We start from the raw sequence: 22,209 nt of genomic DNA, 5'->3' as shown, positions 1-22,209 counted from the left end.
GAAGGGTCAGCCGCCACGCCGCCGCAACTTGCGAAAATCTGAAAGGCGGAATGCACCGATGGCGGTGCCTGCGGCGGCGTAACTGACCATGCCGATGCCGATCAGCAGGGCAAGGCCTGCGTAGCGCCAGATGTGTGAGGCCAGTATCTCGCCCAAGATTACCTGCCCGCCATATAGGGCGAAGCCCATCGCAATCGCGGCGATGATGATGCGCGGGGCTCGGCTGCGGAATCGGGTGTCGAAGCGGGCGGCGTCGCCCATCCGCTTGGTGCCCAGCCAGAGTTGTGCAGCCATCATCCATCCGGCCACGGTGGTGGCCAAGGCGGCGGCGGCAAAGCCGATGTGGGGCATCAGGCCTACGGCGATCACGGCGTTGACGATCATCGAGACGATGGCGAAGCGGAACGGCGAGCGGCTGTCTTCGCGGGCGTAATACAGCGGTTGATAGACCTTGTGCAGCACGAAGGCGGGCAGGCCTGCGCCGTAGATCGCCAGCACAAGGGCGGTGGCGGCGGTGTCGTCGGTGCTGAACGCGCCGCGTTGATACAGCACTTGCGTCAGCGGCAACGCGATCACCATCAGCGCCACGGCGCAGGGGAAGGTCAGTGCAAGCGCCAGTTCGGTGCCACGGTTGAAGGATTCGCGGCCCCCGGCTTCGTCTCCGGCGCGCAGGCGGCGGCTTAGGTCAGGCAGCAGGACGGTGCCGATGGCGATAGCGACGACTCCGAGCGGGAGTTGATAGAGGCGGTCTGCGTAGACCAGCCAACTGACCGCGCCTTCGGTGTAGCTGGCGACTTGACGGCCGACCAGCATGTTGATCTGCACGACGCCGCCAGACAGGATGGCCGGGCCTGCGATGATGGCAAGGCGCTTGAGTTCGGGGGTGATTTTCGGCCAGCGGGGGGCGAAGGTTAGGCCGAGTTTGGCGGCGGAATACCATGTGAAGCCGAGTTGCGCGACGCCGGTGATTGGCACGGCCCAAGCCAAGGTCAGGCCCATATCCCAACCGAATTTCGCGGCCATGAACATCATCGCGATGAAGATCAGGTTCATCAGCACCGGGACAAACCCCGCCTCGGTGAAGTGGCCGTAGGCGTTCAAGACGCCGGACAGCAGGGCGACGAGGCTGATGAACAGGATGTAGTTAAAGCCGATCTGGCCATAAAGCACCGCGAGATCAAACCGGGCATCGCCTGCGAAACCTGAGGCCATCACCCAGACCAGCCATGGCATCGCGAGGGTGCCGATGATCGAGAAGATGATCAGGATCGCGGCGAGGCCGTTGAAGGCGTCGCGGGCGAAAGAATTGGCATCCTCGCCCCCCTCAAGCTTTTTGGCGAACATGGGCACGAAGGCCATGTTGAAGGCACCTTCGGCGAAGAAGCGGCGGAACATGTTCGGCAGCGAAAACGCCACGTTGAAGGCATCGGCGACCGGCCCGGCCCCCAGATAGGCGGCCATCATCATATCGCGGGCAAAGCCTGCCCCGCGCGACAGCAGCGTCCAGCCGCCGACGGTGAGGATAGAGCGCAGAAGGCTGATCGGTTTCATAGGGGCGGCCCTGTGGTTGCGGGGCAAGGCTTACAGGGGATTGCGGGCGGGGTGAATTGGGAAACTGCGCAGCAAAGCCTGCGTTAGGGAGTGGTGATGCCGTGTCCACGTGTGAACAGCGGGGCGGGTCTATATTTATCAAGGGGTTGGTACAGTCTCGTTCAGAGGTTGTTAGCCATATGGGCGGCGGGCGGGATGCGCCGGGTTTGCATAGGGCTGACTCCGGCCTCCCTCACTCTGGCCCCCGACTCTGACTCGATCCTCACTCTAACTCGATGCGGAACCTTATGCGATTTGCGGCGTTTTGATCGTGACGGTCGGGGGCATTGCGGAGCCCGGCCTTGATCAGCGCAGGGGGATCACATGGGTATCATCTGGACAATTCTGATCGGCTTTGTCGCCGGCGTGGTGGCGAAGTTTATCACACCCGGCAGCAACGAGCCCTCGGGCTTTATCCTGACCACCATTCTCGGCATCGTCGGTGCCTTTGTCGCTACCTATCTTGGGCAGGCGATGGGCTGGTATGCGCCCTATGAGGGTGCGGGCTTTATCGGCGCGGTGGTCGGCGCGATCATCGTGCTGATGGTCTGGGGCTTTGCGTCGCGGCGGGCCTGAGAGACGGCTGGGGGCGCAGATAAATTATCACGTATCATCGGAGTAAGATCATGGCCAAAGGAATGCCTTCTGTAACGGCGCTGCTCGCGCTGCTGGCGGTTGCAGGATATCAGCACCGCGACAAGATCAGTGACCTGCTGCGCAAGGCGGGGTCGGAGGGGGATCAGCCGCCGACGGGCTTGGATGCGCACAACAGCCAGTCAATTTCCAATGTGTTGTCGGAAATCGGCTCGTTTTTCACCGGGTCGTCGGGGGCGAGCGCCTTGTCGGGTGGTTTGGGTGGTCTGGTCGATCAGTTCCGGGGCAAGGGCCATGCCGAGGCCGCTGACAGCTGGGTGTCCAATGATGCCAACAAGCCGGTGGCCGAGCAGGATCTGGCCGCCGCGTTGGGCGACGAAACTTTGGCGGAACTGTCTGCGAAAACCGGACTTGGCCGTGATGTATTGCTGCAGCGGCTGGCACGGGTGATCCCGGATGCGGTGCATGGCATGACGCCGGACGGGCGCCTGCCGAGCGCAGAGGATGCCAAGGGTTATATCTGAGACAATTCCACGAAGGGACGCGCTATGACTGAACAGATGAAAGTCGTGCCGAAAGCCGAAAAGGTCGATACCGGGGTGGAAAACGCCAAGGGGTTGGCCGGGGCGCTGAGCGGAGCGGTGGCGGATACCTACCGTTTGATTTTCAAGACCCATGCCTATCACTGGAATGTCGAGGGGCCGCTGTTTTACTCGGTGCATCATCTGACCGATGCCCAGTATAACGAGATGTTCCCGGCGGCGGATGAGCTGGCCGAGCGTATCCGCGCCATTGGCCAGTTGGCACCGCATGCGCTGGCGGAGGTGATGAAGCTGTCGGTGGTGAAGGATCTGACAAGCTTGCCCTCGACGTTGGAGATGGTGGAGGATCTGGCGCAGGATCACGCCGCGGTGGCGGTGCGGTTTCATGAGCTGATCAAGCTGGCGGATGATAACAATGATCCGGTGACGGCCGATCTGGCGACGCGGCGCTCGGCGTTTCACGAGCAGGCGGCCTGGATGCTGCGGGCAACGGCGAAGTAGGGGGCTAGGTGTTCAATCACGCGTCGATGAGCGGTGGGAGGTCGCTCATCGACGCGTCGAGAAGATCATTGCGATATCTTCGGGTTAAGATAGGCTGAAAGGTATGATCCATTTACGCTCACTTAAGGTGACTCCATCATGAGTAAAGAAATACTGTTTGCCGCATTTGGTATAGTGCTGGCGACATCAGTATCTGCCGAGGAAATTCGCTGGAAACCGGAGACCGAGAAGCCAGGTGATTATGTGGTTATTAACCAAACTCAGTCTGGTCGGGTGACACATGTATTTATGGGAAAGGTTGGTAACGCCTATGTAATCCAAAGTTACAAAGGCAAGGTGAAATCAAGCGAGATAGATTTCACCACCTATCTTGATCAGGATGGAAACTACCTGAAGTTTGTTTATCCCGACGGGTCGATGTACAAATATCAACCGCATGATTGCAAACGTGTTCTTGGAACCTGTCGCTATACAGAGATTGCACCTGATGGAACGCGGCAAAAACTAACGCATGTCGCCAGAGCTATAAAGGGCGGATTTGAGTTTCAGGTTTTGCACCAAGATGGTGAAGTGAAGCTTGAAGGGCAGGTAATGCTTGATGAACATGGTAATGCTGGCGATGGTTTTACTCGCGGAGGCAGCAGGGTTGAAAAGTATAAACTCGTGAAATCTTATTTTCAGTAGTCTACGTATTCATTCGAGTTTTCTACCCCGCGTTCTGCGCCCTCTCCGCCCCTTCAATGATGGCTTGCCTTAGCTTACGATCCAGCGATTCCTGCTTGGATTTGGTGTGCAGTTTCAGGCCGAACATGTCTTTGACATAGAATGCATCGACCACCTGCGCGCCATAGGTCGCGATCACGGCGCTCGCGATATAGATGTGGTTGGCGGCCAAGGTGCGTGTCAGGTCATACAAAAGGCCGGGGCGATCGCGGGTGTCGACTTCGATGATCGTGTAGATCTCCGAGCCTTCGTTGTCGAAGGTGATATGCGTCGGAAAGCGGAATTCGCGTTCGCGTTTCTTCACCTTGTCACGGCCTGCGAGGGCTTCACGCGGCAGCACTTCGCCTTTCAGGGTTTTCTCAATCATTCCGCGCAGGCGGGGCAGGCGGCTGACTTCGTAGGGTTTGCCGTCGGAATCTTGAATCCAGAACACCGGGGTCGCGTAGCCGTCTTTCGAGGTATAGGTGCGCGCATCGACGACATTGGCCCCGACCAGGGCCAAGGCCCCGGCAAGGCGGCTGAAAATGCCGGGATGGTCGCCCAAGGCAAAGCAGGCGCGGGTGGCGTCGCGGGCGGGTTCGGGGTGCAGGTCGATGCGGATTTCATCGTCACCAAGGCCGCGGAGCAGGCGGGCGAACACCTCTTGCGTGTCGGTTTGCAGGCCCTGCCAATAGGGGGCGTAGTGGCGCGATTGCTCGGCCTTGATCTCGGCCTCGGGCCAGTCGTGCAGGCGCAGGCGCAAGGCGGCTTTGGCCTCATCCTCGCGCTTGTCGCGGTTGATGGTTTCCAGACCACCTTCCAGCGCCTCGGTGGTCAGGCTGTAAAGCTGACGCAGCAGCATGGCTTTCCAGTTGTTCCATGTGGTCGGCCCGACACCGCGAATGTCGCAGACCGTCAGCACCGTAAGCAGATCGAGGCGCTTGCGGGTTTTCACCGCCTTGGCAAAGTCGCGCACGGTGCGTGGATCACCGATGTCGCGTTTCTGCGCCATATCCGACATGAGCAGATGATAGCGCACCAGCCATTCGACGGTTTCACATTCTTCGGCATTCAGGCCAAGGCGGGGGGCGATGCGGCGGGCCAGTTGCGCGCCGATGATCGAGTGATCTTCGGGGCGGCCTTTGCCAATGTCATGCAGCAGCAGCGCGACATAAATCACCCGGCGATTCACCCCGGCCTTGAGGATCGACGACGACAGCGGCAGGTCCTCGACCAACTCGCCGCGTTCGATCTGCGCTAAGACGCTGATGGTCTGGATGATATGCTCGTCCACCGTGTAGTGGTGATAGACGTTGAACTGCATCATCGCGACGATGTTTTCAAACTCGGGGATGAAGGCCGACAGCACGCCGAGTTCGTTCATCCGGCGCAGGGCGCGTTCCGGGTTGCCGTGTTTCAGCATGAGATCTAGGAAGATGCGCTGGGCTTCGGGGTTGTCGCGCAGATCATCGTCGATCAGGTCAAGATTGGCGGCGATCACCCGCATGATGTTGGGGTGCAGCAGATAGCGTGAGCGCAGGGCCTCTTCAAAGGCGCGCAGCAGGTTCAAGGGATCGGACAGGAAGGCGGCGGGGTCGATCAGGTCGATGCGGCTTTGCACCAGTTTGTAGGGTGGTTTGACCTTTTTGCGGTTGAAAACGCCCAGCAGGCGGGATTCGGGTTTGGCGTGGCGGGCTTCGAGTTCGGTCAGGAAAATCCGCGTCAACTCTCCGACATGGGTGGCGTGGCGGAAGTAATCCTGCATGAACAGCTCGACCGCGCGGCGGCCTGCGGCATCGTGATAGCCCATGCGTTTGGCGACATCGACCTGTGCGTCAAAGGTCAACTGATCAATGGCGCGGTGGGTGATGTAGTGCAAATGACAGCGCGCGGCCCAAAGGAAATTTTCAGCGTGCTCGAACTTGTCGTATTCCTCTCGCGATAGCAGACCCGCCGCCACCAGCCCCGCCGAGGACGACACCCGCAGCAGATACTTGCCGATCCAATACAGGGTTTGCAGATCGCGCAGACCGCCCTTGGCCTCTTTGACATTGGGTTCCAGCACATAGCGCTGACCGCCTTGTCTTTTATGGCGCTCGGCGCGTTCGGCGAGTTTGGCCTCGATGAATTCGGGCCCAGAGTTGCGGAACAGATCGGACCAGAGGCGTTCGTTCAACTCTGCCGCAAGGGCGGCATCGCCTGCGATGAAGCGATGTTCCAGCAGGGCGGTGCGGATGGTGATGTCTTCGCGGCCCAGCCGGATGCAATCGGCGACGGTGCGGGAGGAATGGCCGACCTTCAGCTTTAGATCCCAAAGCATATAGAGCATCGATTCGATCACCGATTCCGCCCATGGCGTGATTTTCCATGGTGTCAGGAACAACAGATCGACATCGGAATGCGGGGCCATCTCGGCGCGGCCAAAGCCGCCGACGGCCAGCACGGTCAGGCGCTCGGCTATGGTCGGCGATTGCGCGCGGTGCAAATGATCGCGGGCGATCAGCAGGGCGGTTGTGACCAGCACATCGGTCAGATGCGACTGCGCCGAGATCAGGGCGCGGGCGTTCAGCGGATGGCGCAGGAAGGCCGCCTCAAGCGCTTCATTGGCGCGGTTCTTGGCCAGCGTCATATGGCGCACCGCCACTGCGCGCCCTGCGCGGGCATCGGCGGCGGGCAGGTCGGCGGTGATTGCCTGAAGCAAGCCCGCGCCGTCGATCAACTCTCCCGCAGGGATCAGCAGATCGGGCGCGGCCAAGGGGGCGGCCGGAGGGGCTGCGGCGGGTTTCATGCCAAACTCCGGCCGTTGTCGTTAAGAACCGAAGCCGCCGAAGCTGCGTGGCGCGGGATCAATCACGACTGCACGACCGCTTTGGATTTGCGCAATGGCAAGGCCACGTTCGTTGGTGCCATCGGCGCGCAGACGGAAGATGCCGTTCACGCCGACAAAACCCGCACCTTGGGTCAGAGCCTGTTTCGAAAGCGGGCCTGGCCCCGCCTTTTTCATCAGAGCGCCAATCGCAGCAATGCCGTCATAGGCAAGGCCAGAGATCGGATGTGGCGGCTCGTTGAAGGTGGATTGGTAGCGCGACTGATACTGTGCATAAAGTGCGGGATCGGGCAGCGCGAACCAGCCACCTTGCACACCGGGCAGGCCAAGTGTGGCCGCGGGAATATCCCAACGTGTCAGGCCGATGAACTGGGCCGTCGCATTGGAGAGGCCGTTGTCAGCTAAAAGCTGGCTGACCAGCGGCAAGGCACCTGCGGTATCAGCGGTCAGGAACACGGCTTGCGCACCTGCGGATTTTGCCGCGCTTGCGATGCCGGGCGCGGCTGCGACCACGCCGTTCTGCGAGAATTCATAATTGCCGGTGGCCACGACAGAACCGCCCGCTTGGGTCACGGCCTGCGCAATGGCCGCACGGCCCAGCTCGCCTGCGGTGTTGCGATCATGCACGATCATGATCTGCGACTTCCCTTGCCGGACCGCATAGGACGCCAGACGGCTGGCGGTGTTGCTGAAGGTCGGTCCCAGCACGAAAACGTTATTGCCCGCGATATCGGGGTTGTTCGAGAAGGCCAGCACATTGACGCCAGAGCCTGCAACGGCGACGCCTGCGGCATTGGCCTCTTGCGCGAAGACCGGGCCAAGGATGACTTGTGCGCCTTCGGCCACGGCTTTGGTCGCCATGGCGGCAGCTTGGGCGGGCTGGCCTGCGGTGTTGTAAACCCGCAGATCGACCTGTGCAGACCCGCCGAGATCAGAAATCGCCATCCGCGCCGCATTTTGCAGCGAGCGGGCGAGCAGTTCGTCGCTGGCCTGACCGGACCCTGCGGGCACCAGCAAAGCCACCTGAATCTTGCCCGAAGCATTGCCGCCACTGGGCGCAGGCCCGGTGGATGGCACGCAGGCTGCGAGAATCACCGCGGCACCTGCAACAAGAATTTGGCCCAGCGACTTGCGGGCCCGCGTCAAAACGGACAACATAGACTTCCCTCACCCATGGCAGACTGGCGCTTAGGTTATGCGCAACGGGGCGGGAAGTAAACTTGTCAGGGAGGCGGGCCGGGTGACGATCAGCAGAGCGGCGCCGGAAAAACAGCGCCTTGCAGCGGGGCTGTATTTTCTGGCCACACCTATCGGGGCCGCGCGGGATATCACCCTGCGGGCGCTGGATATTCTGGCCTCGGCGGATGTGCTGGCGGCAGAAGATACAAGGACGCTGCGGCATCTGATGGAAATTCATGGGGTTGCCTTGGGGGACCGCCCGCTTGTCGCTTATCACGAGCATAACAATGACGTGGCTCTGCCGCGGCTGATGCGCGCGATTGCCGAGGGGAAATCGGTGGCCTATGCCTCGGAAGCCGGCACGCCACTGATCTCGGACCCCGGTTTTCAACTGGGGCGCGCGGCGATTGCCGAGGGCCATCTAGTGCTGTCGGCACCGGGAGCATCGGCGGTTCTTTGCGCGCTGACGGTGTCGGGGCTGCCCTCGGACAGGTTCATGTTTGCCGGATTTCCACCCACTGCGAAAGCCGCGCGGCAAAGCTTTGTCCGCGATCTTGCCCAGACGCAGGCGACGGTGATCCTCTATGAATCGCCGAAACGCGTTAAGGGATTATTAGATGATCTGGTGCAAGAGTTGGGGGAAGGGCGTAACGCTGTAGTGTGCCGGGAGCTGACCAAGCGATTCGAAGAAGTGTCGCGGGGCAGTCTGGCGGAACTTGCGGCGGCGTTTGACGGGCGGGATGTGAAGGGCGAAATCGTGGTGTTGATCGATCGCGCACCCGAACAGGTGGCAGATGCGGCAACGGTGGAACAGGCTTTGGATCAGGCTTTGACACATATGACGATGAAGGATGCGGCGGCGGCGGTGGCGCAGGCTTATGGCCTGCCGCGGCGCGATATGTATCAACTGGCATTGAAAAGGACGGGCGGATGAGCGGGGCACGGTCTTATCACGCAGGCTTTGCCGCCGAAGAACAGGTGGCGCAGCTTTATGATCGTTCGGGGCGCAAGGTTTGTGCGCGGCGCTGGCGGGGATCTGCGGGTGAGATTGATCTGATTGCCCGCGATGGCGCCGAGGTGATCTTCATCGAGGTCAAGCACAGCAAGACTCATGCGATGGCGGCTGAACATCTGACCGCGCGGCAGATGGCGCGGATTTACGGCGCGGCCTCGGAGTTTCTGGCAGGTGAACCGGCTGGGCAGTTGACCGTTGTGCGGTTTGACGTGGCTTTGGTCGATGCGGTGGGGCGGATCGAAGTGTTGGAAAACGCTTACGCCGCCTGATTGCATCCGGGGCGGGCTTGCGGCATCAAGTGGGCAATGAAGTCTGGAGAGTCTCATGCCGCTTAAGGTCGCGCTACAGATGGACCCGATCGGGTCGGTCAATATCAACGGTGACAGCACCTTCCGCATCGCTCTGGAAGCGCAAGAGCGGGGCCATTCGCTGTTTTTCTACACGCCGGACAAATTGGCCTTTGTCGAGGGCCGGGTGATGGCGCGGGGTTTTCCGATCACGCTGCGGCGAGAGATTGGCAACCATGTCAGCTATGGGCCTGAGGCCGAGGTGGATCTCAGCACGTTTGACGTCGTCTGGCTGCGGCAGGATCCACCGTTTGACATGGGCTATATCACCACCACGCATCTGCTGGACATGATCCACCCCAAGACCTTGGTGGTGAATGACCCGTTCTGGGTGCGGAATTACCCGGAAAAGCTGTTGGTGCTGCGCTTCCCCGAACTGACGCCGCCGACGGCGATTGCGCGGGATTTGCAGACGATTCGTGAGTTCAAGGCGCGGCATGGCGATATCATCCTGAAGCCGCTCTATGGCAATGGCGGCGCTGGTGTGTTCCGGCTGGACCCGAATGACCGCAATCTGGCCAGCCTGTATGAGATGTTTACCGGCATCAACCGTGAGCCTTTGATCGTGCAGAAATTCCTGCCGGATGTATCGAAGGGCGACAAAAGGGTGATTCTGGTCGATGGAGTGCCGGTGGGCGCGATCAACCGGGTGCCGCAGGCGGGGGAGACGCGCTCGAACATGCACGCGGGTGGGCGGCCGGAGAAGGTGGCGCTGACGCCGCGCGATCTGGAGATTTGCGCGGCGATTGGCCCGACCCTGCGGGACCATGGCCAGATTTTCGTCGGCATTGATGTGATTGGCGATTATCTGACCGAGATCAACGTCACTTCGCCGACCGGGATTCAGGAGTTGGAGCGGTTTGACGGCACCAACACCGCCGCGCTGATCTGGCAGGCGATTGAGGCCAAGCGGGCCTGACGCAGGCTTTACAGCCAGGTTGCCCCCTGTCTGGTTTCTACGGGGGCGGTCCGATTTGACCGAGGCCTTTGCTAATTCTTGACGCCGACGGCAAGGCGATAGCTGACGGCCTCGGCGATATGGGGCAGGCGAACCTGATCCGAGGCGTCGAGATCGGCGATGGTGCGGGCGACGCGCAGCACGCGGTGATAGCCGCGCGCGGACAGGCCAAAGCGCTCGGCCACCTTGGCCAGCAAGGCGCGGCCCTCGGAATCGGGGGCGGCGACCTGTTCCAGCAGGCTGCCTTCCATATCGGCGTTGACGCGGATGCTGTTGTGCCCCGCGAAGCGTTTGGCTTGCCGGGCGCGGGCGGTGGCGACACGTTCGGCAACCACCGCTGAGCTGTCGCCAGAGGATGGCAAATCAAGGTCGGTATAGGCGACGGGCGGCACTTCGACACGCAGATCAAAGCGGTCCATCAAGGGGCCAGAGATGCGGCCCAGATAGTCCTCGCCACAGAGCGGCACCTTGGCGCAGGCTCGGGCGGGGTCGGACATATAACCGCATTTGCAAGGGTTCGCGGCGGCGATCAGCAGAAAGCGGCAGGGATAGCGGATATGCGCATTGGCGCGGGCGACCATGATTTCGCCGGTTTCAATCGGCTGGCGTAGGGTTTCCAGCACGGTGCGCGGAAATTCGGGGAATTCATCCATGAACAGCACGCCGTTATGGGCAAGGCTGATTTCACCGGGTTTCGCGCCCTTGCCTCCGCCCACAATCGCCGCCATCGAGGCGGTGTGATGCGGTTCGCGAAACGGTCGGGCGCGCGAGATGCCGCCATCAGAGAGTAGCCCCGCAAGGGAATGAATCATCGAGGTTTCAAGGGCTTCCTGCGCGGATAGTGGCGGCAAGATCCCCGGTAGACGTGCCGCGAGCATGGATTTTCCTGACCCAGGCGTGCCGACCATCAGCGCGTGGTGCCGCCCAGATGCGGCGATTTCCAGCGCGCGCTTAGCGCGTTCCTGACCTTTGACATCGCGGAAATCGCGGCCTGTGGCGGCGGGGGCGACCTCGCCTGCCTCGGCGGGGGTGATCGGGATTTGCCCGGTGTAGTGGCGCACCACATCGTTGAGGGTGGCGGCGGCCAGCACTTGCGTCGCGCCGACCCAAGCGGCCTCGGCGCCGCAGGCCTTTGGGCAGAGTAGCGCACGGTCTTCTTCGGCGGCGGCCATGGCGGCGGGCAAAGCCCCCAGCACCGGGATTAGGCGGCCATCCAGTGACAACTCGCCCAAGGCCACGGTGGCCTCAACGGCATCTTTCGGGATGATATCCAGTGCCGCCAGCAGCGCCAAAGCGATGGGCAGATCGAAATGCGAGCCTTCTTTCGGCAGATCGGCGGGCGAGAGATTGACCATGATGCGTTTAGATGGCAGCGCGATGGACATGGCTGCCATGGCGGCGCGGACACGTTCTTTCGCTTCGGATACTGCCTTGTCGGGCAGGCCGACGACGCCGAAATAGGGCATGCCGGGGGCAAGCGCGCATTGCACCTCGACGATGCGCGCTTCGACCCCTTCAAAGGCGACTGTATAGGCCCGTGCGACCATTGCGCCCCTCCCCGTTCATCTTCGTTAACGGCTAGGGGGCAATGGTTTACGAATGGTAAAGATCCACGGTCAGGCTTGATAAATCGCCATGAATCTCGGCCAAGCCTCGGGGTCTGCTACAGTTTTATCGCGGCAGAAGGCGTTGCAGAAGCCGATACGGCGTCCTGCGATTTCCAAGACATGCGTGACCGGTTTGCCAGAGTAGGGGCAGGCAGAATTCTCGGCCATGCTGCCTTCGACCGGGCGGCTGGCCAGCGGCACCGGGCCGGGCCAGGGGCGGCGGGGGTAGCCGCGGCGGTAGAACTCTTGATCTGCGCCGTCGATCATGCCCATCGCGCGCCAGCGCCGGAACGATGGATGCGCCAGATGCGCGCGCACATAGGCCATCGCCCGTGGAGACATCGGCAGATTATAACTGGCCACACGTGCGGCAACTGGGGCGAAAAACGCATCGGCGGCGGAATAGGCACCGCAGAGCCAAGTATCCGATCCAGTTTCTTCCTGTGCCCAAGCCCAGATGGTTTCCAGCCGCGCCAGATCGGCCCGCACCTCGGTCGGGGGGCTGCAATCGGTATAGCTGACGCGCAGGTTCATTGGGCAATGGCTGCGCAGAGCAACAAAACCTGCGTGCATCTCGGCAGCCAGTACGCGGGCAATGGCGCGGGCTTTGGGGGCTGTTGGCCATAGACCTGCATCAGGGTGGCGGCTGGCCAGTTCCTCGGCGATGGCGATGGTCTCGGGCACCACGACACCATCGGGGGTGCGCATGGTGGGGGCGGTGCGAGCAGGGTGGAAGGCTTTGAGCGTATTGGCAAGTTCATCGGTGTAAAGCCGTGCGGTGTGCAGTTTAACGGGGATGTTGAATGCGTCGAACAGCAGCCAACCGCGCAGGCTCCAACTGGAATAGGCGCGGTCGCCGATCACGAGATCATAGGTCATTGCAGGCTCCGGGATTTGGGGTGGTTGCAGGCTAGGGCATGGTGCGGGGCGATGAAAAGTGCTGAATTGTGCGCAGGTTCATCACGCGAATTGATGGATCAGCAATATTTCATTTTCTGACGTTTGCCATGCATCCAAATCGGGGGGCTGTGCGTAATCCCTGTGTCACCCGCAAAGCACGGGGATATTGGGGGATCAGATGGCACTTGACGCACCCTATCAGCAGGATTTGTCGCGCCAAGCACGCGCGGCGGAGTTGCTGGATGCTGAAACCGAATTGCGGCTGGCCTACGCCTGGCGCGATCACCGGGATGAGGTGGCCCTGCACAGATTGATCACCGCTTACATGCGGCTGGCGATTTCCATGGCCGCCAAGTTTCGACGCTACGGCGCGCCGATGAACGATCTGATTCAAGAGGCGTCTCTGGGTCTGATGAAAGCGGCTGAAAAGTTTGACCCAGATCGCGGTGTTCGGTTTTCGACCTATGCCGTGTGGTGGATCAAGGCCAGCATTCAGGATTATGTGATGCGCAACTGGTCGATGGTTCGCACAGGTAGCACATCGGCGCAGAAGTCGCTGTTTTTCAATCTGAAACGGGTGCAAGCCAAGCTGGAGCGCGAGGCTGCTGCAGAGGGTATGGTGCTGGATCAGCATCAGTTGCGCGAGAAGGTCGCGCATGAAATTGGTGTGCGGGTGGCCGAGGTGGCGATGATGGAGGGGCGGTTGGCCGGGTCTGACGCTTCGCTCAACGCCACGCAGTCGACGGATGAGGATGGTCGCGCCTGGATTGACGCTTTGGAAGATGACGGGCCACAGGCCAGTGATCGCGTAGAGGCGTCGCATGACACGGCGTGCCTGCGTCAATGGCTGATCGCAGCCTTGGGCCAACTGAGCGCGCGCGAACGCCATATTGTCGCCGAACGTCGCCTGCGTGACGAACCGCGCACATTGGAATCCTTGGGGACGGAACTGGGGCTTTCAAAGGAACGGATCCGGCAGTTGGAATCCGCTGCCTATGTCAAATTGCGCCGCGCGCTTGAAGCGCAATCGCCTGAAGTCATGGCCCTGCTGTAACGGCTGGCCGGAAGGCCGTTGAGTTTGCCGCCGCTGCCGCCTACATCTAGGCGCAAAGGGAGTAGGCAATGCTGGCGGACAAGCGGATTTTGCTGATTATCGGCGGCGGTATCGCGGCCTATAAATCCTTGGCGCTGATCAGGCTTTTGAAGCGGGCAGGGGCGGCGGTAACGCCGGTGCTGACGCGGGCCGGGGCAGAATTTGTAACGCCATTGTCGGTCAGCGCGCTGGCGGGCGAAAAGGTTTATGACGCGCTGTTCGATCTGACCGATGAGGCCGAAATGGGCCATATCCAGCTTTCCCGCGTTGCCGATCTGATCGTGGTCGCGCCTGCGACGGCGGATTTGCTGGCGAAGATGGTGCAGGGGCGGGCGGATGATCTGGCCTCGACCCTGCTGCTGGCCACCGACACGCGGGTGTTGGTGGCACCTGCGATGAATGTGCGGATGTGGCAGCATCCGGCAACGCAGCGCAATATTGCGCAAGCGCGGGCGGATGGCGTGCAGGTGGTTGGCCCGGATGAGGGCGAGATGGCCTGCGGCGAATATGGGCCGGGGCGGATGGCCGAGCCTGAGGTGATCATGCAGGCGATCTCGAGCGAGCTGGGCAGTGGGCCTTTGGCGGGCAAGCATGTTCTGGTCACGTCTGGCCCGACGCATGAACCGATTGATCCGGTGCGTTATATTGCCAATCGGTCTTCGGGGGCGCAGGGCACTGCGATTGCGGTGGCGCTGCGCGATCTGGGGGCGAAGGTGACGTTTGTGACCGGGCCGGCGAGCGTGCCCGCGCCCGCAGGCGTGGCGGTGGTGCGGGTGGAAACCGCTGCGGAAATGCTGGCGGCGGTCGAGGCGGCTTTCCCAGCCGATGCGGCGGTGATGGCGGCGGCGGTGGCGGATTGGCGGGTGGCCAATGCCAGCGGATCAAAGCTGAAGAAAGACGGCAGCGGTCTCGCCCCAGCTTTGGAATTTGCCGAAAACCCCGATATTCTGACGCGCGTCTCGCAAGGGGCACTGCGCCCCGCTCTGGTGGTGGGCTTTGCCGCCGAGACTGATCACGTGGCGGAATATGCGGCGGCGAAGCGATTGCGCAAGGGCTGCGACTGGATCGTGGCCAATGATGTCTCGCCGGCGACCGGGATCATGGGTGGCTCTGAGAATGCGGTGACGCTGATCACCGCAGCCGGGTCCGAGGTTTGGCCGCGCATGGCAAAGGATGCGGTGGCACGGGAATTGGCGGCGCGGATCGCGGCGGCTTTGCGGGCGTGAAGTCGGAATTTTGCGGTAAATTCCGTGGGCAGGTTCTGCGGCGCTCGGTTTGTGGCACGGTCGGATGCCTCCGGCGGGGATATTTGAGCAGAGAGGATGACCATGGCGCTGGTGCAGGTGATGTGGGAGGATTGGGCAGATCGCGCGGTGGCGCTGCCCGCCTATCAGACGGCAGGGGCGGCGGGGGCTGACCTTTGCGCCAACCTCGCGCAGGCCGATCGCGCGGCGGGGATCGAGATTGCGCCCTTGGGGCGGGTTCTGGTACCGACGGGGATTCGTGTCGCGATTCCAGAGGGGTATGAGATGCAGATCCGGCCGCGCTCGGGCCTGGCGGTGAAGTTTGGCATCACTTTGGCCAATGCGCCCGGCACCATCGACAGCGACTATCGTGGGCCGTTGGGGGTGGCTTTGGTCAATCTGGGGGCTGAGCCCTATGTGGTGCGCCACGGCGACCGCATCGCGCAAGCGGTGCTGGCGCCCGTGGTGCGGATGCAGATGCAGGTGGTGGTGGCGTTGGACGAAACCCAGCGCGGCGCGGGCGGTTTTGGCTCGACCGGGTTCGGTCCGCGTTCCGGGGGCGCAGACTGATGCTTGTGGTGGGGCTGGCTCTGGCGCTTTGGATGTTGGGCTGGGTGCTGGACACGCCGAAGCGGCTGCGTTGGGGGGCGATTGCTCTGCTGTGGTTGGCGGCGGTTGTGGTGAATCTTACCTTGCCCGAGGGGCATCCTCTCCGCGAGATGACGGGCGGCGATGCGCGGGTTTGGTTGGCGGTGGCGCTTGGATTTGCGCTGGTGCTTGGCTATCGGATATTGCTCAAGCGGTTGAAAAAACAGGTAGGAATGGCCGCGCCGCCTCCGTCCCCTGCGGCATTTTCCGAGGCCGAGGTGGCGCGCTATGCCCGCCATATCCTGCTGCGTGAGATCGGCGGGCCGGGGCAGCGCCGTCTGAAAGACGCGCGCGTGTTGGTGGTGGGCGCGGGCGGTCTGGGCGCGCCGTTGCTGTTGTATCTGGCGGCGGCGGGGGTGGGTGAGATTGGCGTGATTGATGATGACGTAGTTGATGTCAGTAACCTGCAACGGCAGATTATCCACTCTGATCAAAGGCTTGGCATGGATAAGGTGCAATCCGCCGAAATCGCGATGCGGGCGCTGAACCCGTTTGTGCAGGTCAAACCCTACAAGCGGCGGCTGGTTGCCGAGACCGGCGGGCTGGTGGCGGAGTATGATCTGGTGCTGGACGGCTCGGACAATTTCGACACGCGCTATCTGGTGAATAGTTTATGCGTGGCGGCCGGAAAACCGCTGATCGCAGGGGCGATCACGCAATGGGAGGGGCAGCTCTCGGTCTATGATCCCGCCAATGGAAGCCCTTGTTACGAATGCGTTTTTCCGGTGCGACCCGCGCCGGGAACGGTGCCGACCTGTGCTGAGGCTGGGGTGGCGGCCCCCTTGCCCGGCGTGCTGGGCAGCATGATGGCGATGGAGGCGGTGAAGCTGATCACCGGGGCCGGCGCGCCGTTGCGTGGGCGGCTGTTGATTCATGATGCGCTTTACGGCGAGACGCGGGTGATCGGCGTGAAGCGTCGCGCCGATTGCGCGGTTTGCGGCGTGGGGCACTGAAAAATCGCGCGGCAAGTGGGTCTGTTCATTATTTGTTCATGATCGGATTTCAGACTGTCTGGCATGACTCAGCAAAGGCCAAGACATTGACATTGCCCGACCGAATTCTGGAATTTGGCCTATGCACCCTGCTAATCGGTCTGCGGATGGCGATTTTCGGGCTGGTGCCGCCGCAGGCGATCAGGGCGTGGCGTGATGGCCCCCTTGCCCCAGCCCCCCAATCCCGGCCATACTCCCGCATCCACTCTGTGACAGGGAGTTCACATATGAAGTTTGCTGCTGCCCTTGCGGGCCTTGCCCTTACTGCGTCGATCAGCGTTTCTGCGGCTTTTGCGGGCGATTTGCCCGATCTGGGCGGCAAGGAAATTACCATCGTGACCGAAAACGCCTATCCGCCCCTGCAGTTCATCGACAAATCGGGCGCTGCGATTGGCTGGGAATATGACGCGATTGCCGAGTTGGCCAAGCGGATGAATTTAAAGGTGAAATACGAAACCAGCTCCTGGGATGCGATGATTCCGGCGGTGTCGGAAGGCCAGTTCGACATGGGCATGACCGGGATCACCATCAAGGATGATCGCAAGGAAAAGGTCGATTTTTCAGACCCCTACATGCGTTCGGAAAGCATGATGCTGGTGCGTGGCGATGAGGCCCGCTTTACCGATGCGGCCAGCTTTGCCGCCGATGCCGATCTACTGATCGGCGCGCAGGCGGGCACCACGCCGTTCTACACCGCCGTCTATTCGGTGCTGGATGGCAACGAGTCCAATCCGCGCATCAAGCTGTTTGAAACCTTTGGCGCCAGTGTCGAGGCGTTGAAGGCGGGCGATGTCGATACCGTGCTGACTGATATGACGGCGGGCAAGGGCTATGTTGATGCCTCGGGTGGGGCGCTGAAAATGGTCGGGCAACCGCTCGGCACCGAAGACTTCGGCTTCATCTTCCCGAAAGGCTCGGATCTGGTGGCCAGCATGAACGCCGGGATCGCAGCGCTGAAAGCCGATGGCACCTTTGATGCGCTGAACAAGAAGTGGTTCCTGGATTACAAGGCCGAATAAGATCAGCGGCCCCGGTGAGAGGCCGGGGCCAACTCCGATGAAGGCATTGAAAGATCAGGATTTTCCGTGGTGGCTGGTGGCGCTTGTCGGCATCGGCCTTGTGCTGTTTTATCAGGTCTGGGCCAGTGAGGTTTATTCCTCGGCGATGAAATTGCTGGCCAAGGGGATTTGGGTGACGATCTTCGTTACCGTGGTGGCCTATGCGATGGCTTGCCTGTTGGGGCTGGGCTTGGCGATGGCGGGGCTGTCGCGGTTTCGCGCGGTGCGGCAAGTGGCACGGTTTTACATTGAGGTGATGCGCGGCGTGCCGATCATGGTGCTGCTGCTATATGTCACCTTTGTTGCCTCTCCGCTGGCGGTTGAAGGCTGGAACTGGCTGACCGCCTATTTCGGGTTGGAGCCCATGAAAACGCGTGATTTTCCTTATCTTTGGCGGGCGATCATCGCGCTGATGCTGGCCTATTCGGCGTTTCTCGCCGAAGTGTTCCGCGCCGGATTGCAGGCGGTGGACAAGGGCCAGATCGAGGCCGCGCAGGCGCTTGGGCTTTCAGGCTGGCAACGCTTTCGCCATGTGGTGTTCCCGCAAGCGTTTCGGATGGTGCTGCCGCCGTTGGGCAATGATTTTGTCGCGATGGTGAAGGACAGCTCGCTGGTGTCGGTGCTGGGGGTGGCGGATATCACGCAGCTGGGCAAGGTCACGGCGGCGGGGAACTTCCGCTATTTTGAAACCTATAATCTGGTGGCTCTGCTCTATCTGACGATGACGATCAGCCTGTCTTTGGTGCTGCGCCGGATCGAGACCAGGCTGAAAGCGCGCGATCAGCGGTAGCATCGAAAAACCACCCGCTTGGACTGGACGTTGTTGCACCGGCTGCCTAGCTTTGGGCAAAGGAGATTTGCGATGAATGCTTTGCTGCGCGATTGGACTGAGGAATTCGGGCTACCGCCCTTTGCCGAGATTAAGGATACCGACTTTGCCCCGGCGTTTGATGCTGCGTTGGCCGAGGCGCGCGCGAATATCGCTGCGATCACCGCCGATCCGCAGGTGACTTTCGCCAATACCATTGAGGCGCTGGAACTGGCCGAAGGTGCACTCGACCGGGTTGGCGGGGTGTTCTACAATTTGGCCAGTGCCGACAGCACCTCTGCGCGCGAGGCGTTGCAGATGGATCTGGCGCCGAAAATGTCGGCCTTTGCCTCGGAAGTCACCAATAACGCTGCACTTTTTGCCCGCATCGAAGATCTGTGGCAGCGCCGCGATAGCCTGTCGCTGACGCCTGAACAGATGCGGGTGCTGACACTGTATCGGCAGATGTTTGTGCGCTCGGGCGCGTTGCTGACCGGGGAAAAGGCCGCGCGGCTGACGGAAGTAAAATCGCGGCTGGCGGTGCTGGGCACAAGCTTCAGCCAGAACCTTCTGGCGGATGAGCGATCATGGTTCATGGATCTCAACGAGGAAGATCTGGAAGGCCTGCCGGATTTCGTCGTCGCCTCGGCGCGTGCGGCGGGGGCGGAAAAGGGCGCAGCCGGGCCGGTGGTGACACTGTCGCGATCGCTGATCGTGCCGTTCTTGCAGTTTTCCCCGCGCCGCGCGCTGCGGCAAAAGGCTTATGAGGCTTGGGGCCTGCGCGGTGCGACTGGTGGCGCGACCGACAATCGCGCGATTGCGGCGGAAATTTTGGCGCTGCGGGCCGAGCGGGCGGCGCTGTTGGGCTATGCCAGCTTCGCCGATTACAAGCTGGAACCCGAGATGGCGAAAACGCCGGCGGCGGTGCGCGATCTGTTGATGCGGGTGTGGACGCCCGTCAAGGCCAAGGCGCTTGAAGATGCGGCGGTGCTGGAGGCGATGCTGCATGCCGATGGCATCGCAGGCCCGCTAGAGCCGTGGGATTGGCGCTATTATTCCGAAAAGCGCCGCGTGGCCGAGCATGATCTGGATGAGGCGGTGCTGAAACCCTACCTCGGGCTAGAGGCGATGCTGGCAGCGCAGTTCGATTGCGCGCATCGCTTGTTCGGGCTGGAATTTCGCGCGCTGGACATCCCGCTTTATCACCCCGATGCGCGGGTGTGGGAGGTGACGCGTCAAGGTTCTCATGTAGCTGTTTTCATTGGGGACTACTTCGCACGCGGCTCCAAGCGTTCGGGTGCTTGGTGTTCGGCGATGCGCAGTCAGCGCAAACTTGGCGGTGATCAGCGGCCCATCGTGGTAAATATCTGCAACTTCGCCAAGGGCGATCCGGCGCTGCTGTCTTATGACGATGCCCGCACCTTGTTCCACGAATTCGGCCATGCGCTGCATCAGATGCTGTCGAACGTGACCTATGGTTTCATCAGCGGCACCAGCGTTGCGCGCGATTTTGTCGAATTGCCCAGCCAGCTTTATGAGCATTGGATGGAAGTGCCGGAAGTGCTGGAGAAACACGCGCGGCATTGGCAGACCGGCGAGGCGATGCCCGCCGATCTGATCAAGCGCTTGCTGGATGCGGGCACTTATGATCAGGGTTTTGCGACGGTCGAGTTCATCTCATCGGCGATGGTCGATCTGGCCTTCCACGAAGGCGCCGCCCCCGCCGATCCGATGCAGAAACAGGCCGAGGTGCTGGAATCTCTGGGCATGCCGCGCGCCATTCGGATGCGCCACGCCACGCCGCATTTTGCGCATGTTTTTTCGGGCGACGGCTATTCCTCGGCCTATTACAGCTACATGTGGTCGGAAGTCATGGATGCAGACGCTTTCGCTGCCTTTGAAGAGGCAGGCGATGCGTTTGACCCTGCCACCGCCGCACGGCTGGAAAAATTCATCCTGTCGGCGGGCGGGTCGGAAGAGCCCGATGTGCTTTACACCAAGTTCCGTGGCCGGATGCCGGGGGTGGAGCCCTTGCTGCAAGGCCGTGGCTTGGTCGAGGTCTAGGAACCAAAGCCTGCACCGCTGCGTTACTGCCTGAATTTCAGGAGATAACGCGGCGATGCTGGCCAATTTGATGCAAGATTTCGATCTGACTTTTGACGCCAAAGAGACCGCCTCGCACCTGATCAAGCTGGTGCTGGCCTATCTGCTAGCGCTGCCAATCGGCTGGAACCGCGAGCAGGAAGAACGCAGCGCCGGGATCAGGACATTTCCGCTGGTGGCGATGGCGGCTTGCGGCTTTGTTATCATTGCGATTGGGGTGCTGGGGCCGGATGCCCCCGAACATTCCAAGGTGATGGAGGGGCTGATCACCGGTGTCGGCTTTATCGGCGGCGGTGCGATCCTGAAACAGGGCGTGCAGGCGCGGGGCACGGCGACGGCGGCAAGCCTGTGGGGCACCGGGGCTTTGGGCACGGCGGTGGGCTATGGCTTGCTGGATGTCGCGGTGATCCTGAGCGTCGTGACATATCTTGCTCTGCGTATCCTTTCGCCATTGAAAGAGGCGGCGCGGGATACCAGCCTAGCGCCGCAGGCTGCTGGGCGGGATACCAAACTGCCCCCGGAACGCCCGCGACAGGCTTGAGGCCGAGGAAAACCCGCAGCGCAGCGCCACTTCGGCCAGCGGATGCCGCGTGTCGGTGATCATCCGCCGCGCCGCAGCCAATCGCAGGCCAAGCGCATGCGCGGCGGGCGTCAGCCCCAGATTTTCTGCGAAAATCTGTTCCAGCCGACGTGGCGACATGCCAAGGGCAGCGGCAATCTCGGCGGTGGTTTCGGGGCTGTCGAGGCGGCTTTCCATCCGGCTGATCGCGGCCGAAACCCGGGGATCAAGCCGCGGATCGGGTTGCGCGCGGATCATCTGCGGCTCGGTGCCATCGCGGGCTGTGGTAATGAAGCTGGCGGCGACTTGCAGCGCCAAGGCTGGGCCGTGCCGAGCGCGGATGAGGTGCAGCATCAGATCGCAGGCGGGTGCCGCGCCGCCCGCGGTAAAGCGGTTGCGGTCGATCACGAAGCGATCAGGGGCCACGTCGATCTGCGGGTGGGTGGCGGCGAAATCTTCCAGATCTTCCCAATGCACCGTAGCTTTGTAGCCGTTCAGCAATCCGGCGCGGGCCAGCACCCAAGCGCCTGCGTCAATGCCGCCGATGGCCGCAAAGCGCGCGGCGATGCGCGACAGATCGCGGACCAAGGGCTGCGTGGCCGAGCGGGATTGTTGGAACCCGGCGATGACGATAAGGGCATCCGCGCCTTCGGCGGCAGACAGCGGGCCATTCGAGGGCAGCTCGATGCCGCAGGTCAGCGGCACCGGGCCGCCATCGGGCGAGACCACACGCCAGCGATAGGCCTCGTGCCCCAGATGGCGGTTGGCCGAACGCAAAGGGTCCAGCGTTGAGGCAACTTCCAAGATCGAGGCTTGCGGCAGCACCAGAAGCGCCAGCGTCAGCGGCTGATCCGAGGGCGCGAACAGCGCAGATGTGATAATTTTTGCGGGTTTCGCCATGAATATTGCGTAAATCGTCAAGCGCGGCGTTGCAAGGCGGTT

General features: G+C 61.8%; 21 protein-coding genes. 15 read left to right on the top strand and 6 right to left on the bottom strand.

Annotated features, from left to right (window positions below):
- Window positions 1-6 precede the first annotated feature (6 nt).
- Window positions 7-1,551 carry a murein biosynthesis integral membrane protein MurJ gene (murJ, locus tag ACFOGH_RS11750; RefSeq protein ID WP_380073254.1) on the bottom strand — a complete coding sequence of 515 codons (1,545 nt, stop codon included), beginning with the start codon at window positions 1,549-1,551 and terminating at the stop codon, window positions 7-9.
- A gap of 363 nt (window positions 1,552-1,914) precedes the next feature.
- Here murJ and ACFOGH_RS11745 point away from each other — a divergent pair, with 363 nt between their 5' ends.
- The 4 genes from ACFOGH_RS11745 (at window position 1,915) to ACFOGH_RS11730 (ending at window position 3,911) form a co-directional block, all read left to right on the top strand.
- A complete protein-coding gene (locus ACFOGH_RS11745) occupies window positions 1,915-2,166 on the top strand; it encodes a GlsB/YeaQ/YmgE family stress response membrane protein (protein WP_380073253.1) in 252 nt (83 codons plus the stop codon).
- Window positions 2,167-2,216: 50 nt separating this feature from the next.
- The gene (locus ACFOGH_RS11740; protein ID WP_380073252.1) at window positions 2,217-2,708 is read left to right on the top strand and encodes a YidB family protein; all 492 of its coding nucleotides are present in this window, start codon (window positions 2,217-2,219) and stop codon (window positions 2,706-2,708) included.
- A gap of 24 nt (window positions 2,709-2,732) precedes the next feature.
- Window positions 2,733-3,227, top strand: coding sequence for a Dps family protein (locus ACFOGH_RS11735; RefSeq protein WP_380073251.1), 495 nt, complete (start codon window positions 2,733-2,735; stop codon window positions 3,225-3,227).
- A gap of 138 nt (window positions 3,228-3,365) precedes the next feature.
- A complete protein-coding gene (locus ACFOGH_RS11730; RefSeq protein WP_380073250.1) occupies window positions 3,366-3,911 on the top strand; it encodes a hypothetical protein in 546 nt (181 codons plus the stop codon).
- Between the two features lie 22 nt (window positions 3,912-3,933).
- Here the strand turns inward: ACFOGH_RS11730 and ACFOGH_RS11725 are convergent, their stop codons facing one another.
- Both ACFOGH_RS11725 and ACFOGH_RS11720 read right to left on the bottom strand, forming a co-directional pair.
- Entirely contained in the window at window positions 3,934-6,717 is a 2,784-nt protein-coding gene (locus ACFOGH_RS11725; RefSeq protein ID WP_380073249.1) for a [protein-PII] uridylyltransferase, read from the bottom strand.
- 21 nt (window positions 6,718-6,738) lie between these two features.
- On the bottom strand, window positions 6,739-7,914 hold the full coding sequence (locus ACFOGH_RS11720) for a penicillin-binding protein activator (RefSeq protein WP_380073248.1): 1,176 nt from the start codon (window positions 7,912-7,914) through the stop codon (window positions 6,739-6,741).
- 82 nt (window positions 7,915-7,996) lie between these two features.
- Here ACFOGH_RS11720 and rsmI point away from each other — a divergent pair, with 82 nt between their 5' ends.
- The 3 genes from rsmI to gshB are packed head-to-tail and all read left to right on the top strand — an operon-like array spanning window position 7,997 to window position 10,216.
- Entirely contained in the window at window positions 7,997-8,869 is an 873-nt protein-coding gene (gene rsmI / locus ACFOGH_RS11715; RefSeq protein ID WP_380073247.1) for a 16S rRNA (cytidine(1402)-2'-O)-methyltransferase, read from the top strand.
- Window positions 8,866-9,219, top strand: a complete 354-nt coding sequence (locus ACFOGH_RS11710) for a YraN family protein (protein ID WP_380073246.1) — start codon at window positions 8,866-8,868, stop codon at window positions 9,217-9,219. Before rsmI ends, ACFOGH_RS11710 begins: the two co-directional genes overlap by 4 nt.
- Before the next feature lie 55 nt (window positions 9,220-9,274).
- Window positions 9,275-10,216 carry a glutathione synthase gene (gshB, locus tag ACFOGH_RS11705; protein WP_380073245.1) on the top strand — a complete coding sequence of 314 codons (942 nt, stop codon included), beginning with the start codon at window positions 9,275-9,277 and terminating at the stop codon, window positions 10,214-10,216.
- Between the two features lie 71 nt (window positions 10,217-10,287).
- On the opposite strand, the gene ACFOGH_RS11700 is transcribed toward gshB, so the two are convergent.
- Together ACFOGH_RS11700 and ACFOGH_RS11695 are read right to left on the bottom strand one after the other, a co-directional pair.
- Window positions 10,288-11,802, bottom strand: a complete 1,515-nt coding sequence (locus ACFOGH_RS11700; RefSeq protein WP_380073244.1) for a YifB family Mg chelatase-like AAA ATPase — start codon at window positions 11,800-11,802, stop codon at window positions 10,288-10,290.
- Between the two features lie 69 nt (window positions 11,803-11,871).
- A complete protein-coding gene (locus ACFOGH_RS11695) occupies window positions 11,872-12,741 on the bottom strand; it encodes a glutathione S-transferase N-terminal domain-containing protein (protein ID WP_380073243.1) in 870 nt (289 codons plus the stop codon).
- A gap of 199 nt (window positions 12,742-12,940) precedes the next feature.
- Between ACFOGH_RS11695 and ACFOGH_RS11690 the strand changes: the two genes are divergently transcribed.
- The 8 genes from ACFOGH_RS11690 to ACFOGH_RS11655 all read left to right on the top strand — a co-directional run bounded on the left by ACFOGH_RS11690 (window position 12,941) and on the right by ACFOGH_RS11655 (window position 21,249).
- Window positions 12,941-13,816, top strand: a complete 876-nt coding sequence (locus ACFOGH_RS11690) for an RNA polymerase factor sigma-32 (protein ID WP_380073242.1) — start codon at window positions 12,941-12,943, stop codon at window positions 13,814-13,816.
- A 68-nt stretch (window positions 13,817-13,884) separates the two neighbouring features.
- Window positions 13,885-15,081: a bifunctional phosphopantothenoylcysteine decarboxylase/phosphopantothenate--cysteine ligase CoaBC gene (coaBC, locus tag ACFOGH_RS11685; protein WP_380073241.1), complete on the top strand. Its 1,197-nt coding sequence runs from the start codon at window positions 13,885-13,887 to the stop codon at window positions 15,079-15,081.
- Between the two features lie 102 nt (window positions 15,082-15,183).
- Complete coding sequence (gene dut, locus ACFOGH_RS11680) at window positions 15,184-15,669, top strand: dUTP diphosphatase (protein WP_380073999.1); 486 nt, start codon at window positions 15,184-15,186, stop codon at window positions 15,667-15,669.
- Complete coding sequence (locus tag ACFOGH_RS11675; RefSeq protein ID WP_380073998.1) at window positions 15,666-16,700, top strand: HesA/MoeB/ThiF family protein; 1,035 nt, start codon at window positions 15,666-15,668, stop codon at window positions 16,698-16,700. The genes dut and ACFOGH_RS11675 overlap by 4 nt, the downstream gene beginning before the upstream one ends.
- A gap of 266 nt (window positions 16,701-16,966) precedes the next feature.
- Entirely contained in the window at window positions 16,967-17,758 is a 792-nt protein-coding gene (locus tag ACFOGH_RS11670; protein ID WP_380073240.1) for a transporter substrate-binding domain-containing protein, read from the top strand.
- A 37-nt stretch (window positions 17,759-17,795) separates the two neighbouring features.
- On the top strand, window positions 17,796-18,587 hold the full coding sequence (locus tag ACFOGH_RS11665) for an amino acid ABC transporter permease (RefSeq protein ID WP_380073239.1): 792 nt from the start codon (window positions 17,796-17,798) through the stop codon (window positions 18,585-18,587).
- A 72-nt stretch (window positions 18,588-18,659) separates the two neighbouring features.
- The gene (locus ACFOGH_RS11660; protein WP_380073238.1) at window positions 18,660-20,669 is read left to right on the top strand and encodes a M3 family metallopeptidase; all 2,010 of its coding nucleotides are present in this window, start codon (window positions 18,660-18,662) and stop codon (window positions 20,667-20,669) included.
- A 55-nt stretch (window positions 20,670-20,724) separates the two neighbouring features.
- The gene (locus tag ACFOGH_RS11655; protein WP_380073237.1) at window positions 20,725-21,249 is read left to right on the top strand and encodes an MgtC/SapB family protein; all 525 of its coding nucleotides are present in this window, start codon (window positions 20,725-20,727) and stop codon (window positions 21,247-21,249) included.
- Here ACFOGH_RS11655 and ACFOGH_RS11650 read toward each other — a convergent pair.
- Complete coding sequence (locus ACFOGH_RS11650) at window positions 21,187-22,167, bottom strand: GlxA family transcriptional regulator (protein ID WP_380073236.1); 981 nt, start codon at window positions 22,165-22,167, stop codon at window positions 21,187-21,189. The genes ACFOGH_RS11655 and ACFOGH_RS11650 overlap by 63 nt on opposite strands.
- Window positions 22,168-22,209 lie beyond the last annotated feature (42 nt).

It is taken from the genome of Cypionkella sinensis, assembly GCF_042646385.1.
GTDB classification, from domain to species: Bacteria; Pseudomonadota; Alphaproteobacteria; order Rhodobacterales; family Rhodobacteraceae; genus Cypionkella; species Cypionkella sinensis.
This window is presented reverse-complemented; position numbering and strand designations above follow the sequence as displayed.

What these genes read in the sequence shown, in the direction of transcription:
- ACFOGH_RS11730 (WP_380073250.1), top strand. Translation starts at nt 3,366, where the DNA reads ATGAGTAAAGAAATACTGTTTGCCGCATTTGGTATAGTGCTGGCGACA.
- ACFOGH_RS11650 (WP_380073236.1), bottom strand. Translation starts at nt 22,167, where the DNA reads ATGGCGAAACCCGCAAAAATTATCACATCTGCGCTGTTCGCGCCCTCG.
- ACFOGH_RS11735 (WP_380073251.1), top strand. Translation starts at nt 2,733, where the DNA reads ATGACTGAACAGATGAAAGTCGTGCCGAAAGCCGAAAAGGTCGATACC.
- ACFOGH_RS11710 (WP_380073246.1), top strand. Translation starts at nt 8,866, where the DNA reads ATGAGCGGGGCACGGTCTTATCACGCAGGCTTTGCCGCCGAAGAACAG.
- ACFOGH_RS11660 (WP_380073238.1), top strand. Translation starts at nt 18,660, where the DNA reads ATGAATGCTTTGCTGCGCGATTGGACTGAGGAATTCGGGCTACCGCCC.
- ACFOGH_RS11745 (WP_380073253.1), top strand. Translation starts at nt 1,915, where the DNA reads ATGGGTATCATCTGGACAATTCTGATCGGCTTTGTCGCCGGCGTGGTG.
- murJ (WP_380073254.1), bottom strand. Translation starts at nt 1,551, where the DNA reads ATGAAACCGATCAGCCTTCTGCGCTCTATCCTCACCGTCGGCGGCTGG.
- ACFOGH_RS11700 (WP_380073244.1), bottom strand. Translation starts at nt 11,802, where the DNA reads ATGGTCGCACGGGCCTATACAGTCGCCTTTGAAGGGGTCGAAGCGCGC.
- ACFOGH_RS11670 (WP_380073240.1), top strand. Translation starts at nt 16,967, where the DNA reads ATGAAGTTTGCTGCTGCCCTTGCGGGCCTTGCCCTTACTGCGTCGATC.
- ACFOGH_RS11665 (WP_380073239.1), top strand. Translation starts at nt 17,796, where the DNA reads ATGAAGGCATTGAAAGATCAGGATTTTCCGTGGTGGCTGGTGGCGCTT.
- ACFOGH_RS11720 (WP_380073248.1), bottom strand. Translation starts at nt 7,914, where the DNA reads ATGTTGTCCGTTTTGACGCGGGCCCGCAAGTCGCTGGGCCAAATTCTT.
- ACFOGH_RS11725 (WP_380073249.1), bottom strand. Translation starts at nt 6,717, where the DNA reads ATGAAACCCGCCGCAGCCCCTCCGGCCGCCCCCTTGGCCGCGCCCGAT.
- ACFOGH_RS11740 (WP_380073252.1), top strand. Translation starts at nt 2,217, where the DNA reads ATGGCCAAAGGAATGCCTTCTGTAACGGCGCTGCTCGCGCTGCTGGCG.
- coaBC (WP_380073241.1), top strand. Translation starts at nt 13,885, where the DNA reads ATGCTGGCGGACAAGCGGATTTTGCTGATTATCGGCGGCGGTATCGCG.
- dut (WP_380073999.1), top strand. Translation starts at nt 15,184, where the DNA reads ATGGCGCTGGTGCAGGTGATGTGGGAGGATTGGGCAGATCGCGCGGTG.
- gshB (WP_380073245.1), top strand. Translation starts at nt 9,275, where the DNA reads ATGCCGCTTAAGGTCGCGCTACAGATGGACCCGATCGGGTCGGTCAAT.
- ACFOGH_RS11695 (WP_380073243.1), bottom strand. Translation starts at nt 12,741, where the DNA reads ATGACCTATGATCTCGTGATCGGCGACCGCGCCTATTCCAGTTGGAGC.
- ACFOGH_RS11655 (WP_380073237.1), top strand. Translation starts at nt 20,725, where the DNA reads ATGCTGGCCAATTTGATGCAAGATTTCGATCTGACTTTTGACGCCAAA.
- ACFOGH_RS11690 (WP_380073242.1), top strand. Translation starts at nt 12,941, where the DNA reads ATGGCACTTGACGCACCCTATCAGCAGGATTTGTCGCGCCAAGCACGC.